This is a genomic window from Streptomyces stoeckheimensis (genome assembly GCF_045822005.1).
In the GTDB taxonomy this organism is placed as follows: Bacteria; Actinomycetota; Actinomycetes; order Streptomycetales; family Streptomycetaceae; genus Streptomyces; species Streptomyces stoeckheimensis.
In genome coordinates, this window is the sequence record NZ_CP169550.1 from 126,098 (window position 1) to 141,289 (window position 15,192).

At 69.9% G+C, this 15,192-nt stretch carries 12 protein-coding genes and 1 pseudogene; 9 read left to right on the forward strand and 4 right to left on the reverse strand.

What is annotated here, in order from left to right; all coding sequences use genetic code 11:
• Nucleotides 1-284 precede the first annotated feature (284 nt).
• The 4 genes and pseudogenes from ACE1OC_RS00580 (at nucleotide 285) to ACE1OC_RS00595 (ending at nucleotide 3,085) form a co-directional block, all read left to right on the forward strand.
• Nucleotides 285-1,460, forward strand: coding sequence for an ATP-binding protein (locus tag ACE1OC_RS00580; RefSeq protein WP_407835237.1), 1,176 nt, complete (start codon nucleotides 285-287; stop codon nucleotides 1,458-1,460).
• A gap of 311 nt (nucleotides 1,461-1,771) precedes the next feature.
• Nucleotides 1,772-2,050 (forward strand): annotated as a pseudogene (locus tag ACE1OC_RS00585) (helix-turn-helix domain-containing protein); the annotation flags it as partial.
• A gap of 31 nt (nucleotides 2,051-2,081) precedes the next feature.
• The gene (locus ACE1OC_RS00590) at nucleotides 2,082-2,345 is read left to right on the forward strand and encodes a hypothetical protein (RefSeq protein WP_407841850.1); all 264 of its coding nucleotides are present in this window, start codon (nucleotides 2,082-2,084) and stop codon (nucleotides 2,343-2,345) included.
• Between the two features lie 248 nt (nucleotides 2,346-2,593).
• On the forward strand, nucleotides 2,594-3,085 hold the full coding sequence (locus ACE1OC_RS00595) for a hypothetical protein (RefSeq protein WP_407841851.1): 492 nt from the start codon (nucleotides 2,594-2,596) through the stop codon (nucleotides 3,083-3,085).
• 66 nt (nucleotides 3,086-3,151) lie between these two features.
• Here ACE1OC_RS00595 and ACE1OC_RS00600 read toward each other — a convergent pair whose 3' ends face one another.
• On the reverse strand, nucleotides 3,152-4,075 hold the full coding sequence (locus ACE1OC_RS00600; protein ID WP_407835238.1) for a transposase family protein: 924 nt from the start codon (nucleotides 4,073-4,075) through the stop codon (nucleotides 3,152-3,154).
• A gap of 122 nt (nucleotides 4,076-4,197) precedes the next feature.
• The gene (locus ACE1OC_RS00605) at nucleotides 4,198-4,596 is read right to left on the reverse strand and encodes a hypothetical protein (protein WP_407835239.1); all 399 of its coding nucleotides are present in this window, start codon (nucleotides 4,594-4,596) and stop codon (nucleotides 4,198-4,200) included.
• A 525-nt stretch (nucleotides 4,597-5,121) separates the two neighbouring features.
• Between ACE1OC_RS00605 and ACE1OC_RS00610 the strand changes: the two genes are divergently transcribed.
• Complete coding sequence (locus tag ACE1OC_RS00610) at nucleotides 5,122-6,291, forward strand: hypothetical protein (protein ID WP_407835240.1); 1,170 nt, start codon at nucleotides 5,122-5,124, stop codon at nucleotides 6,289-6,291.
• Between the two features lie 106 nt (nucleotides 6,292-6,397).
• Here ACE1OC_RS00610 and ACE1OC_RS00615 read toward each other — a convergent pair whose 3' ends face one another.
• Nucleotides 6,398-8,254, reverse strand: a complete 1,857-nt coding sequence (locus tag ACE1OC_RS00615; RefSeq protein ID WP_407835241.1) for a serine/threonine-protein kinase — start codon at nucleotides 8,252-8,254, stop codon at nucleotides 6,398-6,400.
• Between the two features lie 17 nt (nucleotides 8,255-8,271).
• Complete coding sequence (locus ACE1OC_RS00620; RefSeq protein ID WP_407835242.1) at nucleotides 8,272-8,511, reverse strand: hypothetical protein; 240 nt, start codon at nucleotides 8,509-8,511, stop codon at nucleotides 8,272-8,274.
• 204 nt (nucleotides 8,512-8,715) lie between these two features.
• Here ACE1OC_RS00620 and ACE1OC_RS00625 point away from each other — a divergent pair, with 204 nt between their 5' ends.
• The 4 genes from ACE1OC_RS00625 to ACE1OC_RS00640 all read left to right on the forward strand — a co-directional run bounded on the left by ACE1OC_RS00625 (nucleotide 8,716) and on the right by ACE1OC_RS00640 (nucleotide 15,161).
• Nucleotides 8,716-11,292 carry a helix-turn-helix domain-containing protein gene (locus ACE1OC_RS00625; protein WP_407835243.1) on the forward strand — a complete coding sequence of 859 codons (2,577 nt, stop codon included), beginning with the start codon at nucleotides 8,716-8,718 and terminating at the stop codon, nucleotides 11,290-11,292.
• Nucleotides 11,293-12,878: 1,586 nt separating this feature from the next.
• Entirely contained in the window at nucleotides 12,879-13,265 is a 387-nt protein-coding gene (locus tag ACE1OC_RS00630; protein ID WP_407835244.1) for a hypothetical protein, read from the forward strand.
• Nucleotides 13,266-13,445: 180 nt separating this feature from the next.
• Entirely contained in the window at nucleotides 13,446-14,063 is a 618-nt protein-coding gene (locus ACE1OC_RS00635) for a nucleoside/nucleotide kinase family protein (RefSeq protein WP_407835245.1), read from the forward strand.
• Between the two features lie 456 nt (nucleotides 14,064-14,519).
• On the forward strand, nucleotides 14,520-15,161 hold the full coding sequence (locus ACE1OC_RS00640; RefSeq protein ID WP_407835246.1) for a gamma carbonic anhydrase family protein: 642 nt from the start codon (nucleotides 14,520-14,522) through the stop codon (nucleotides 15,159-15,161).
• Nucleotides 15,162-15,192: the final 31 nt, after the last annotated feature.

Sequence of the window (15,192 nt, forward strand, 5' to 3'; positions counted from 1 at the left end):
ATCCGCGGGAAAGGGCACCTCGGGCCCAGCCGTAAACGCCCCCCGCGCGCCTCCGGCGGGGCCTTCGCGCTGCTCCGATCCCAGCAGCGGCCCTCCAGGACGGTGGCCTCCGCGCAGCCGTGGACGCGACCACCTGGGACCTCATCGCATAGGGTCTGACCTGCGCATTTACCTCCAGATACCTAGGATGTATCTGCACTGGTGACGGCGTGAAAGCAGCTTCGGCTGCTTCGGCGACATCCGCTCACACAGACATGCTCAGGACGCCCCAGGGAGGGTGCTTCATGACCGAGTCCCGCAAACCCAGTCAGCCCGCGATCGTGAACGAGTACAACGCCAGCCACATCCAGGTACTCGAAGGCCACGAGGCGATACGCAGGCGCCCCGGCATGTACATCGGCTCAACCGGCGAGCGCGGCTTGAACCAGATGGTGTTCGAGGTCGTCACGTACGCCGTCAACGAGCACCTTGCCGGCCACGCCGACACCATCGACGTCACGATCACCGCGGACGGCGGCATTCGCGTCGCAGACAACGGCCGGGGCCTGCCCCTGGAGGTGGAGGAGGCCACCGGCAAGCCGGCCGTCGAACGCGAACTGACGGAGCTGTCCTTCGGCTCCAAGCCCCACACCGGCTACTGGGCCTCCGGTGGCATCAGCGGCCTGGGTCTGTGTGTAGTCAACGCGCTCTCGAGCCGTCTCACGGTCGAGGTCCACCGAGACGGCCACCGCTGGACCCAGGAGTACGAGAAGGGCGCCCGCATCACTTCCTTGACGAGGCACGAGGAAAGCAGCGGACACGGCACCGCGATTGCGTTCCTGCCCGACACAGGCATCTTCGAGACCACCCGGTACTCGTTCGCCACACTGTCGCAGCGCCTCCAGGAACTGGCCTTCCTCAACGGCGGCCTGGCCATCTCACTCACCGACGAGCGTCCGGAGCGACCGGTCCGCCACCACCACTCGGACGGCCTTCGGGCCTACGTCGCCCACCTCAGCCCCTACCCCCCGAGCCTCGTCCACTCCCCCGCCATCGCCTTCGAGTCGGCGAACCAGGACGAGACGATCCTCGTGCAGGTCGCCATGCAGTGGAACACCTGGTCGCCAGGAGAGTTCCGCTCCTTCGCTAACAGCACCCGCACCCAAGAGGGCAGCGCACACGAACAGGGCTTCCGCACCGCACTCACGGACCTCGTCAACGACTACGCGCGCCGTCAACGGCATCTGCGCGTGGACGACGAAGACATCACGGCCGAAGCCATCTACGAAGGCCTGACCGCGGTCGTCTCCGTAAAGCTCGCCCATCCTCTCTTCGAAGGCGCCACCAGGACCAAGCTCAGCAATCCCGAAGCGGACGCCTACGTCCAAGAAGTCGTCCGCGAGCACCTCGCCGACTGGCTCGACCACCACCCGGACGAAGCCGCGGTCATCATCCACCACATCCTCAACGCCTCTACCTGACGCGAGAAGGCACGACGAAGGACCTTCAGCCGGCGCGCACGCGTTCACCGCGGGCGGCTCCGCCACCGCGCTCACCGGCCTCGATCGTCACGTTGGGGTCGTCGCAGCCGGCATGAGTGGCGGCGAACGTGGCCAGGCAAGACGGGACACCGTGCTCCAGAAGGAGATCCCGGCTGGCCGCCTCGTGAGGTGATCCGGGCCCGGAGAGTTCCTCACGGTGCAAGGACTTGCCCACGTCATGGGTTGCCGCGAGGCCCCCGGACAGTTGATCGAGATGTCTGACGTCTCAACCACGCTGCTCAGGGGCCTCGTTGGATGTCCATCCTGCGGCACTCGACCTGCCACATGCGCGCGTGGAGTGGGTCACCATGCTCATCGTCATCCGTGAGGGCGACCGGCGCTGCAAGCTCCGCCCGTCCAGGCGCACGATGGTGGCACCGGTGTACCTACGTAGGCACACAACCTTGACAAAGATCGCTGCCGGGTTCGGGATCAGCGAGTCCACCGCCCACGCCCACACCAGCGCAGTCACCGACCTGCTCGCCCAACGTGCGCCAGGTCTACTGAAGGCCCTGCGCGAGGCCGACCCTCGCCCTGGAGCGTCAAGGCTGAAGAAGCTCATTGATCGATCGCTCTTCCGACACGAGGCTGAAGCGCATCAACGTATGGCAGGGAGAGAACTGCCACCTCTACGCCAGGGCTTGGTCCGTCTGCAAGAACGACTCGTCGCGTATCTGCAGCTGGGGAAACAGGCTTTCGGGGGCGACCGCTACCGACCACGCGGACACCGGGCGGGCGGTGGTCGTTCAGTACTTCGCGATCGCCGTCGCGGACGACGGCGTCGGCCTCGTGGTTCCTCTCGACGAGAGGACGCCGCGGGGGTGAAACGGCGAATAGACCTGCATCTGGCCGGCGTACGCCTCGGCCTCCGCAGGGAGCAGTGGCTCGCGGAGGGCTTGTACGTATCACCTGCCCTGTGGCGGCATCAAACGAGTTCGTATGCACCAGCCGAACACGGGCCGGTCACGGCCCCCGACGGCCTTGCCGTACAGGTGGCAGGACCGGACTGGGACGTGGTCCTGTCCGTCGAACTGCAGCCCGACGGGACGGCGGGTCTGGCATATCACGCACCCATGGGGTGGGTGCAGGAGCGCATGCGTGTCCGCTCCCTCGAATCATGGGACGCCCTGTTGGACAACGCCGTCCAGCGCGCATACGGCCTGCAGGTGCAGCACGCCCAGTTGCTCGCCACCAGTTGCACGACGGGCTGGCTCGACTGGTTGCACGGCGAGTTGTGGCTGCTGCCGGACTCCCTGGTCCGCATGCGTGGCGGATTCGTCGACTCCTTCGTGCACTCACTCAGCCCCGGCGTGCCGGAACACACCGCCACCACTGTGATCGGCTACGACCCGGCGGCCGTGCTGGAGGGGCACCGCACCAACAAGGTGATCCCCTTCGACGGCATCGCACACGCCCGTCTGCACCGCGGTCTCACCACGTCCGGCCTTGCCGTGACGATGACGGACGGCACCCGCCACAAACTGCTGTGGCTGTCCTCCGAACCAGCCCGCCGCATACTGACCGACCGGCTGCTGCCCGTACTCGGCTCCCGCCTGGTCCGGTGAACCGGCCCCACGTGGTGCACGACTGAGGGTGAAATGTGCCGTCCTGGCGGTGCGGCTGTTGTGTGATCACCGCATGGCTGTGCGGTCAGAGACCAGGCCGGCGATCGCCAGACGGGTGTCGTCGTAGTGCTCGCGACGTCCGATGTATCGCTGAAGGGTCCGCCACTGCTTGTGCTCGGCGTTGGCGTGCTCGACGCAGATCCGCTCTGAAGACTGCTGCTTGCGGGCCTGTGCCCATTGCGTGACGTACGAGGCCGGGGCGTCCTTGCCCGGCCTCTTCGGCGGTGCCTGGAGCTGATCGGGAAACCGTTTGGCCAGGCCCCGGTATCCGGAGTCTATTTTCGCCTTGACCGTGGGAAACCGATCGAACAAGTCACCGATCCTCTCGGTGTTTACCGCCATCTGATCGTGCATACGGCCTGGCCGAATCGCCCCCGTCCACAAAGTGCGACCCTTCTCGTCGGTAATGACGGTGGCCTTCTTGGTGTTTTGCCGCATCTTGCCGGAGATGAAGGCCCGGCGGCCGGGCTTGCCGGCCCTCGGGCGCCGTACCCGGATCTCGGTGCCGTCGAGCCGCAGCTCAACGCCCCGCGCGTCGGCATGGGCGAAGACATCGGCCAACGTACGCAGGCGCGATCCGGACTCGCCGGGTACCGCGAAGCCGCGCACGGCCAAGAGCGGGCGGATCTCATGGACAGCGCGGGTGATGATGGAGCGGTCGACGCCGTAGAGGACACCCAGAGCCACGTGCGGAAGCTGGAACCGCAGGACCACAAGGGTGGCAATCACCCGATCGGTGAATACCAGTTGATGGCCAGGCCCGCCTCCCTCGGCCCGCAGGCGGTCGTGACCTCGGCGTTCACGCAGCCGGGAGTCCTGCCGCGCCATCCACGGGACAGCCAACTCAGCGATGAGTGAACCGAGCTGTTTCCTCGGGATGCCAGTGCAGATGCGATGCGAAAGAGCCGTACGGGCCAAGACAGACGTCACAATCTCTTCAACCTATACGGCTCCCCTCATGCCATGGCCCAGCACGACGCTTCGTGTGAATTTGGGTCGCTTTTCGCCCGGCCTAATCGGAGTTGAGGCGGGAAGAGGTCGGGCTAAGCCCCTCACCACCGGAATTCACCGTCGTAGAGGCGTCGGTGCCACCATTCGGCATGCCACCGCAGGCGCCGGTAGGCGTGTGGGTCGGGCAAGGTCCGGCGGCGGAACTCTGCGTCCAGACACGCCACCACTCGCCCGAGTTCGGCGCGGGACGGCTGTGGAAGCGAACGCAACGCTTCTTGCAGAATGTCCCGGGCGTTCGCCGCGTCGACGAGCGAGGAATCCGGATGGGGAGAGGCTGGGAAGCACAGGTCCAGGTAGCGGCCGGGCTGTCGCAGGAACGCCCGGTAGTGCCTGAGCGCGGCTTCCACCGCCCCGTCCCACAAGCCGTCCCGCAGCCCGGCCCAGGAGTCACCGTGCTCACGCTCCGTACGCTGGATCTCGGCGCAGGTGCGCTCAGACAACCCCGGAATTCGACAGGTCCAAGGACTCCAAACGGGCGGGACCGGATATTCGGCGCGAAGCGCGCCTGGCCGTCTACGCGGCATGGACCTTTCGGTTGGTCGTCATGCTCGCGATCATGCCGGACGGCCTGACAGCCCACAAGGCCCTGCGGCCCCCACCGCCTCCCGGCAAACTCGCACCATCCGATCTTCCCGGCTTGCGCTCGCCAGCACCCCACTTGTCGAACGGAGCCTCGATGAACAGCCGCCCACGCCCCGCTTTGTCGCGGCCCCCCACATCGGCGATGCAGCGTGGAGGGCCACCGCCGTTGTCGTGCACGTCGCAGTTTGGCGAGGGGCTCGCCTCCCCAGGCCAGGCCTCCTGGACAAGCGCCCTTCGGCGTTGGGAGACAGATGGCTCAACGGCGTGCGCTTCGCAGGGGATCCGGGCAGCACCCTCGCCATCCCTGGCGCCAGCGAGCCCTCCCTCAGTGGTGGGCAAACTTCTCTGGGATTCTTCGCGGGCGGGTCGGGTGCCAGTTGGCCATGCTGAACTCGTCGCCGACGGGTGCAGCGATCTTGTCGACGCCTGTCAGCGCGGTGAGGGTGGTCCCCGGGGTGGCGCTGCCGGTGGTGGTGGTGGTGTTGCCGGGCTGTCCCGATGGTGCCGACCGCCGTTTCGTGGCCGCGGGTGAGGTCGCCCTGGTCCAGCTCCTGGCCGGCCGGCTCGCACACCTTCCGGTACCGGAACCGCCCACCGTCGGCGAAGCGGGACTGCCGGAAGGAGATCGCGTGGCTCTCGGTCGCCGGGTCCACCTTGATCGGGATGGCGACCCAAGGAGCGCACGAATAGTTCATCCGGCGCAAACGCTGTTTGCGAAGACGACAGCCTTGGGTAGCAGAGTTCGTGATGCACAGAATCCCCGGATCCTCATCTTCGACCTCACCCGATGCGATGCCGTGAACACTGAACTGATCATTGCGTCTATTTCTGCCGTTGTAGCCCTCGTGAGCGTAGCCTACAGCGCCCGAGTAGATAGAAGGAATTCTCTCCTCAGAGACGATCTGGAGCGACAGTCGGCCGAGCGTCATCGCACGCAGGAGCGGCAGGACGTTATGAGTCGGTATCGTGACCCGCTACTTTGGGCCGCCTTCGATTTTCAGTCGCGCCTCTTCAGCATTGCCGGTCAAGGTTTCTTGAGAGTGCACTTCATTCAACGTCATGACCAGGTCTATGCAGTCCGCAGCACCCTGCATGTGCTCGCCGAGTACCTCGGTTGGGTTGAGATTCTCAGGCGTCGCATCTATTTCCTTGATCTCGGCAACCAGGAAGCCAACCGTCGAGTTGTGGAGCTCTTTACGCGCATCGGAAACGTTCTGAACGACGACACCTATCCGGACACCCACTTTCAGTTGTTTCGCAGCGATCAGAGGGCCATCGGTGAACTGCTCATCACCGATGAAAAGGAGGCCGATCGCTGCATCGGATACGCAGAGTTCTGCGCCCGCCTGGAATCTGACCCAAAGTTCGCTGCTTGGTTCTCCCGCCTGTCCGACAGTGTCGTCAAGCTGGCCTCACTCCCCGGACGGCATCCACGCCTGGTGGACCTTCAAGTGGCCCTGATGGACTTGATTGACTATCTGGACCCGGAGCGAGAACGCTTCCCCCAGAAACGCCGATTCCGGTTGCATCACGTCGGACCTCCTGAGGGCTGAGACTCCGTTCACCGTGCTCCAGCTCGTCCTGGGCACCGGCAAGGCCGACCTGCAGTCCCTCGACCGCACCCGAACGATGCCGGTGTCTTCCGAATCAGGTCAGACGTCAGGTGTTGCGGTAGAACATCGTGCACAGCAGGACCGAGTTGTCGTTCACCAGCCAGGCGCGGTAGTCGGTGGAGTCGGTCTGGCTGCGGCGGCAGTTCGTGGCGCTCGCGTTGGCCGGGGCACGGTAGACGCCGGTGATGTGCAGGACGTAGTCGTAGGCGGCGGGGATTCTGGTGGCCTTGCAGTCCACGAGGGTGAAGGTGCCGAGCTCGACGCTGTTGCCCGGCCCCTTCCCGAGGACGCAGTAGCCGATGTGGAAGATGCGCGTCAGGCAGAGGTTGGTGCTCTTGTAGCGCCAGGACGCCCGGCCGGTGCCGCTGGGGCAGTCCCCGTTGACGACGGAGGCGACCTGTACGTGCGCCTGCTCGGTGTCGCACCGGACGGGGCCGGGCGGGACATCCACGTTCCACTTGTCCGGGTAGCCGGTGGCGTAGAGCGGCAGACAGGAACCCTGCTGGACGGCCAGGAAGGCCTCCTCGGTTCGGTCACGGGTGAGAGTGGGGGTGGGGGTCGGAGTGGGGCGGACCGCGTTACCCGTGCCCGAGCCCGTCTTCGCCTCCTGCGACGGGGTGACCGTGGGGGTACGCGTCGGCGTGGGCCTCTCGGACGGAGGGCGGGGTCCGCTGGGAGTGGAGGCGGGCGTGGTGGCCACGGAAGGGGCACCCCGCGCGTCGGCGGACGTCCCCTGCGTGAGCGTCCACGGCTGCCAGACGAGCAGCGCGACGGCCAGGAGCACGGCGGCGGCCCAGCCGGCCGTGCCGCTGCTCCCCCCTGCACCTCCTGCGCCGGCGTTCCGAGCCAGCCTGCGCAGCTCCGCTTCGCGGCGACGGCGGACCTCCTCGGCCCGGCGCTGCCGCTCCTGGCGGACGGCCGCCTCCCCCGGGTCGGTGAGTACGGGTATGCGCGGAGGCGCGTGCCCGGAGACGGCTCCACCCGCCGCGGAGCCGGCCGCGGTGCGGTCCGCGTCGAGGGCGCGCCCGTGGGCCTCGTACGCCGTGATCGTCGCCGTCCACTCCACCGGCAGCCGGCGCCGCCCGCGCCGGGGCACGGAAACGGCGGTCGCCAGGACGGTGGCCAGCTCGGGACGCCGGCGCGGATCGAACTCCAGGCACGGCTCGATCAACGGGGCCAGGCTGGTGGGCAGGCCGGTCAGGTCCAGTCTTCCGCCCTGGACATGGGCCAGCAGCACCATCGAGGACTCCGCCTCCCGGTACGGCGGGCGCCCCACGGCGAGGTGGAAGAGGGTGGCTCCCAGGGAGAAGACGTCCGACGCCTCGGTCGACGCCTCCCCGCGCGCCTGCTCCGGAGAGGTGAAGGCGACGGTGCCCAGGGTGAGCGACGTACGCGTGCGGTCCACGGCGTGCGAGATGCCGAAGTCGATCAGGAGCGGGCCGGTCAGCGGCAGCAGGATGTTCTGCGGTTTGACGTCGCGGTGGACGACCCCGCTGCCGTGCAGGGACATCAGCGCCTGCACCACTCCCGCGGCGACGGACGGCACGGCCCGGGCGGCCAGCGGACCCTGCTCGCGTACGAGATCGGCAAGGGACGGGGCGGGTACGTACTGGATGGCCATCCAGGGCCGCGCGGCGCCGGGGTCGGCGTCGAGGACGCGGGCGGTGTACGCGGCGTCGACGCGCCGGGCCAGGTCCACCTCCCGCGCGAACCGCTCCCGGTCGAGGCGCTCCACGGGGCCTTCGGCGAGCAGGGTCTTGACCGCGACGAGCGGGCCCCCCGCCGCCGGGCGCGCCAGATAGATCCGGCCCATGCCGCCGGAGGCGAGCCGCCACAGCAGGCGGTAGTCGCCGAGGCGTCGGGGATCTTCGGCGTCGAGACGCCGTACTGCGATGCCGGGCATGGCGGCCTCCGCTTCGGTCAGCGCCCGCAGGCGGACACGATGATCAGGAATGAGAGGCCGAGGACGGCCACCGTCGTGCAGCCCACACAGCCCATGCCTTCCCCGGCAGGGTCCTTGGCGGCGGTCTCCACCTGGCCGCCCGGGCGGAGTCCGGGGTGCCGGGTGGCGTAGTGGTCCGTGTGCCCGCGTTCGGCCTCGGACTCGGTGCCCCAGGGGGTCTTGAATCCACAATCGCCGCACCAGAACCGGTAGGTCATCACTCTTCTCCTCGGCTCTCCGGAGGGCGGCCGGTGGTGGTGGGGCGGGTGGCCGCCGGAGGACCTCCTCCTTCTCCGAGCGTGGTGTCCGCGCAGGTCGGGGTACAGGTCATGGGACCGGTCACGTATGACCGGTCGCCGCCCGCTACGCTCGCCTGCGGTCCGGGCCGGTCATCCGGCCCCGGTAGGGGGAGGGATCGTCGCGTGACGTCCGATCAACTCGTGCGACTGGCATCGTTGTTGAAGCTCATGCGGCAGCGGTCGGGGCTGACGCAGGAGCAGTTGGCCGCAAAGTCGGGGGTGAGCGAGAGCACCATCCGGCGGCTGGAGGGCGGCAGGGCCCCGAACCCGACGCTGCTCTCTTTGGAGAAGCTGCAGGAGGCGCTGGCGGCCGGGCCCGAGGACCGCAGGGAGCTGGTCGAGCTGCTCGCGAGCGGGCGCGGCGCTCCGGCTCACCCAGACGGGGTGGTGGGAGAGCCGGGCAGGGCGCATGGGGCAGGCGGGGCGGACGAGCCAGGCGGGGTGCAGCCCGGGCGGTTGCGGTCCCCCGCCGCCCCTTCCGCGGTGCTGGTCCGGGACGAGGTGCTGTCCGCGGCCCGTGACGTGGCACTGGAGATCCGGCGCCGCTGGCGGCTGGAGGAGGAACGGCGCCGGGTCCACGACCCCTTCCCGCTGCCGGTGCGGTGGCGGCGTACCGACCCCGCCCTCAGCGATCACGAGGCCAACGTCGAGCGTCTCCCGCCGGGCGTCGCGGCGCCCGACCCCGACGACCTGGGCGGCGACCTGGGCGGCGACCTGCCCATGGTGGCCGATTTCTACCGGCGCAGGCACTCCGGGCGCCTGGTGGTCCTCGGCCGGGCGGGCTCGGGCAAGTCCGTGCTCACGATCCGGTTCGTGCAGGACTTCCTGGAGACCCGGACCGCTCTGGACCGCGTACCCGTGATCTTCAGCATCGGCTCGTGGGACCCGACGGCCATGACCCTGCGCGCGTGGATGACCGAACGGCTCTTACGGGACCACCCGCACCTGGCGGCGCGTGCGGCGGGCACATCGATGGCCGGCGCCCTGATCGAGGCCGATCTCGTCCTGCCGGTCCTGGACGGGTTCGACGAGATGGCGGAGGGGCTGCGGGCCAGGGCCCTGGAGCGGCTCAACGAGTTCTCCTCGCCGCTCCTCCTGACCAGCCGGCGCGAGGAGTTCGCCGAGGCGGTGGACACGGCGGGAACGCCGCTGATCTGGGCCACCGTCATCGAGCTCGCGGACCTCACGGTCGACGACGTCGCCGCCTACCTGCCGCGGACCGCCCGGCGGAACGGGGGCCAGGGCGGCGGTTGCGGCCGGGGCGTGTGGGACGCGGTGACGGAGCGGCTGCGCGAGCGGTCCGAAGAGGGCGATGGCAACGGTGGCGGTGGCGGTGGCACAGCGGACCCCCTGACCGGAGCCCTGCGCACCCCGCTGATGACCGCCTTGGCCCGGACCCTCTACAGCGAACGGACCGGGGCCGACCCAGCCGAACTGCTGGACGCGAAGACGTTCCCCGACGAGAGCTCCATCGAGGAGCACCTGCTCGCCGGCTTCGTCCCGGCGGTCTACCGACGCCGTGCCCCGGGGGCGGAGCATGCGCGGGACTGGGATCCGGACCGGGCCGAGCAGTGGCTCGGCTACCTCGCTCACCACCTGGCACACCCGGACCGGGAACGGCAGGACCTCGCCTGGTGGGAGATCGGCGACTTCCTGCCGCGCCGGCAGCGCGTGCTGAGCGTGGCGCTGACCGCCACCCTCTGCGCCGCCCTCAGCACCTGGGTGATGGGCCTCCTGATCGGCGGGGTCCCCGCGTGGCGGACCCTGGTGGAGGGGGTGCTGATGGGCCCTGCGGCGGGGCTCGCGTTCGCGGCGGTGTACGGGGTCATGATCGCCCGGGGCGACGGAACCTTCGAGCCCACCCGTGTACGCCTGCGCCTGCCGGGCACCGGTCCGGGGCCGGATCTCGTACGGGGCACCGTGGCGCGTCGCCCGGGCGTACGGGGTCCGGCGCGCGCACCGCTGCGGGTGTTCACGGCGCGGTTCGGCACGGTCATGGCGGGCGGGTTCGTGATGGGCGTGGGCTGCGCCTGCGCCCTGGCGGTCGAGCGGGCACTGGCGTACGGGGACCTGGTGCTGAACCTCGAGGTCCTGGAGGGGTTGGCCGTGAACATGCTCGTCTTCGGCCTGATCTTCGGTGCGGGGACGGGGCTGGTCTTCGGGCTGCTGGCGGCTTTCGAAGCGCCGCTGGACGTCGCCTCCGTAGCGGACCCGATCAGCCTGCTCGCCGCCAACCGGGCCACCGTCCGCCGACAGGTCGTGGCGCTCGTGCCGCTGCTCGCCCTCTCGGTCGCGTTCGGCGGCTGGCTGATCGTGGCGCTGCTTGACGGCTTCCTAGGGGACCTGAGCTGGGAGGTGTGGGACGGGCTCTTCATAGGGGCCGTCGTCGGTCTTGGGGGCGGGCTGTCGTACGCGCTGTCGTTCACCGCGTGGGGGCGTTGGGTGGTGCGGGCCAGGCTGTGGCTGCCGTTGACGGGCAAACTGCCCTGGGACACGGCCGCGTTCCTGGACGACGCCTACCGGCGCGGGGTACTGCGCCAAGCGGGCGCGGTGTACCAGTTCCGCCACGTACGCCTCCAGCACCACCTGGGCCGCACGTACCGGCGCCGCCAGGCGCAGAGGTCGCAGCGGTGGGCGTCGGTGGGAGCGGGGCGCGGGCCGACCGCATTACCGAGGGGCGCGAGGCGGACGAGGCGGTGACGCGCGGCGCCAACCGGCGGCAGACGGTGCCAACCGGTGACAACCGGCCGTCTGCCGGGGTCATCTTGTCGGGACGTCAGCGGGGTTGCCTTCAGCAGCCTCATCGACCGCCGCTGATCTGCCTTGGCCCGCGCCGAGGACGGCGGCCCCGGCGCAGGGACGCGCAGCGCCGGCTCGGCGGCCTGCGGACGGTGCAGGGCGCCCGAGCGCCACACACTGCCCAGCACCACGGCCCAGGCCGGCACGGCCAAGGCCAAAGCCAAAGCCAGGCCCACGACCTCCTACCCGGGCCACGGCGCCCTCCACCCCGTCGCCGCCAGCGCGATCCCCCGCCAACACGCTGCCGCCAGCCGGGCGCTGCCTGCCCGTCAACACCATCCGCGTCCCTCGCCAGCTCTCTCCGGTCAGGCCCCGGGCCGTGCTCGCCATAGGTGTTCGCCGCGGCCCACGCCGCGTCCAGTGCCGCCTTCAGCGGGTCGGGGTCGGCGGCGGCGAGCACGGCGGGAAGAACGATGTGCGGCTGTGAGATCCGTAGAGGGCCACGCGGAGTTCCGGAGGTGTGCACCACCACGACACTGTGGTTCGCGCCCCCTCCCCCGGTCGGTGTCGGGCTGTCCTCGGCGGGCCCCGCCGGCATGAGCGCGCCCAGTCCCCCGCCGAGGCGCCGCCCGTCGTCCCCCGGCCTCGCGGCCGGGAGCGGCATCCACCCAGCCGCCGACGGGGAGGTCAGCGGACGGTACGGCGGTCGTTCGGGAGGTACCGCCGCGAGCACCGACGGCGCCGTGAGCGCCTGGGCGACCCACGAAACACCGCTCAGGCCGGCCGCCTCGCAGGCCCGCCGGGCAGCCAACAGGGCCACCGCGCGCTGGACCTCGGAGCCCACGGCATCCAGCGCGTGCACCAGATCTCTGTCGAACGGGCGCAGCCCGTGGACATTGCCGCCGACGCCGCGCGGTCTCTCGCTCGGCAGCCGACCGCCCCACTGCCAGCGCTCGTAGTCCAGTCGCTGCTCCTCGGCAGCCCGCTCCTGCGCCTGGCGGGCCAGGCGTTCGGTCTCGGCGCGCTGCTCCGGTGTAGGGGGTGGTGGAAGTTCGCTCGCGTGGTGGTGCCAGTAGGCGGCGTGTTGTGAGGTTTGGCGGATCACGCGGTCGGCGCGGGGCGGTGCGGGCCAGAACTGCAGGAGGTAGCTCTCCGCCTGTGGCTCCCCGGACACTCTGGTGTCGAGGTTCCGTCCCTCGTCCATCCCTTGGGCGCAGTAACGCACCCGGTAATCGGTCCGGGTCAGGTTCAGGTCCCACACGGCCTCGCCCGCACACTGCACCAAACCGGTGCTTTCCGACACGGGGTGGAAGGGCACCTCCACCACGTCTTCCCAGAACGGGTCCAGCGCGGGCTCCTCGTCGTGGACCTCCACATCGAAGGCGACGTTGCCCGTGTGCAGCCCGGTGATCAGCCAGAGCACACCCGGGACCGCCCTCCACAGCACGCCGACGGCATGGTGCCCTGGCACGAGCGGGGTACCGTGGCCGGTCCGGTGAGCAACCCCGGTCGGCCCCCGCTTCGCCAGAAGAGAGACCCTGCCCGTGTTGTTCCTTTCAGCGGCTCTGACGGCCGTCCTGGCCCTCTTCCTCGCGATAGCCGCCACGGGCCCTGTCTCCCGGCTCGGCACCGTCGTCTCCGTCGGTTCGATCGGCTGCGTCCTGTCGGCACTCCTGCTGGGCCCGTTCGCCGCGTTCTTGTGGGTTGTCTTCCTCGCCGTCGCCACGGCCGCCGTGCCTCCCATCGCCGTCGAGCAGACCCGAGGCCGACGGACGTGGTGGACAGCCCACCTGCTGGCGAGCGTGATCCTCGTCTGCGCGCTGCGGGTGGGCAACGAGGGGATGCTGCCGCTGTTCCTCCTGCTGTTCGGGCCCGGCGCGTGTGTCGCGGCTGCCCGCCCGGCCCTGCCGTTCCTCCCGGCCCGTACCGCCTGAGCTGTCCGTTGGGTGGCCCCGGAGTGACGGCGTGAGTACCCGCGCCTCACTGTCGGTGGCAGCAAGGCGATACCGCCCGGCTCCGCCCACCCGGCACCCGGGGCGTTTCCGTCGATGTCCTTGAGACAGACCTGTGGGCAGATCAAGGTGCGCCGGCCGGAGCTCGGGCAGGATGGCTCCGTGCAGACATCGGAGCTGATCGTGAGGGCCGCCGTGCTGGCCGAGCGGGGCTCCCGGCGGATCCTGGGCATCGCCGGACCGCCCGGAGCCGGGAAGTCGACGCTGGCCGCGCTGATCGAGGACGCGCTCGGGCCGGAGCGGGCCGTGGTGGTGCCGATGGACGGGTTCCACCTCGCGCAGGCCGAGCTGGAGAGGCTCGGGCGGGCCGAGCGCAAGGGTGCCCCGGACACGTTCGACGCGGCCGGGTACGTCTGCCTGCTCCGCCGGCTGCGGCAACCCGGCGGACCGGCCGTGTACGCACCGGCCTTCGATCGCTCCCTCGAGGAGCCGATCGCGGGGAGCATCGCTGTCGCCCCGGACGTCCCGCTGGTGATCACCGAGGGGAACTACCTGCTCCACGAGGCGCCGGAGTGGGCACCCGTACGGCCACTCCTGGACGAGGCCTGGTACCTGGCTCCGGAGGAGACCCTGCGCGTACGGCGCCTCGTCGACCGGCACGTCCGCCACGGCAAGGACCCGGCGTACGCGAGGGAGTGGGTGGCCCGGTCGGACGAGCCCAATGCCCGCCTCGTCGCACTGGGCCGCCACCGCGCCGACCTCGTCCTGGATGCCGGCTGACGCCCTCCGGCCCGGAGACCGGCGGAACCAGCAGTATCAGTGAGATCGATGACGGTCTCTGAGCCGGCCTGCCGGGGTCGGTGTCGGTTGGGCTCCTTCGCTCTCGCCTGTCCCAGAAGGGCGCCCCAGGCCCTTGTCCCGTAGGCCGAGGTCCAGGTCGACCCCGCCGAAGGAGGCCTCCTCACATACGCGCCGCACGCCGAATCCCTCCAAGCCGTCGACGACACGGGCAACAGCACGCCCGCCCCGACCGCGCACCACCGGGCCGGAGACGCCCACCTCCTGCGCAGCGACACCCCCGCACACCACAACCTCAGCCCGACGGCTCTACACCTGGTGCCGTGGCAGCCGATGTTCGCCCCGTAGTGCCTCAGATCGCGGACGGCACGTGTCTCGGTGAACGCGACGTCGGAAATCCGCCAGCGTGCTCGTGATCGGTCGAGTGAGAATCCGCTCATGACGGCTGAAGCGCAGGGAATCCGTATCCGGCATCGCGGGCATGAACCGCAGGTCCATCCCACCGCCTACGTCGCCCCTACGGCCACGCTCGTCGGTGATGTCCGCGTGGGGCCGAGGGCGAGGGTGATGTACGGTGCGGTGCTCGATGCCGAGGGGTCTCGGATCGAGGTCGGAGAGGCCGCGGTGATCTGCGAGAACGCGGTGTTGCGCGGGTCTGCGGTCGCCGGCGATCAGCCGGTGCTTGTCGCCGATCACGTCTTCGTGGGGCCGCATGCCACGCTGCTGGGCTGCGAGGTCGGCAGGTGCGTCTACGTGGCGACCGCGGCGACGGTCCTGCAGTGCGCACGGCTGGGGGCCGGCTCGGTTGTCGCTGTCGGCGCGCTCGTCCATGCGCGCACCGTCTTGCCGGACGAGTACTTCGTGCCGCCGCACACCGTGGCGCTTGACGCGCCGGTGCGGCTGCTGGCCCCTGGTGATCCGGGCCTGGCCGAGGCCGTCAGGCGGGTGGGCTTCGCGCAGGTGGCGTTCGGCGTCGAAGCGGAGTGGACCGACCGGATCAGCCGGTACGAGCACATCGCGGAGGTGCGCGTCGCCGAGTTCGGCACGCACGCGGACGATGAGGTTCTGAATCTCGAGTAGCGCCGCATCAGCGTGGACCGCATCAACACCC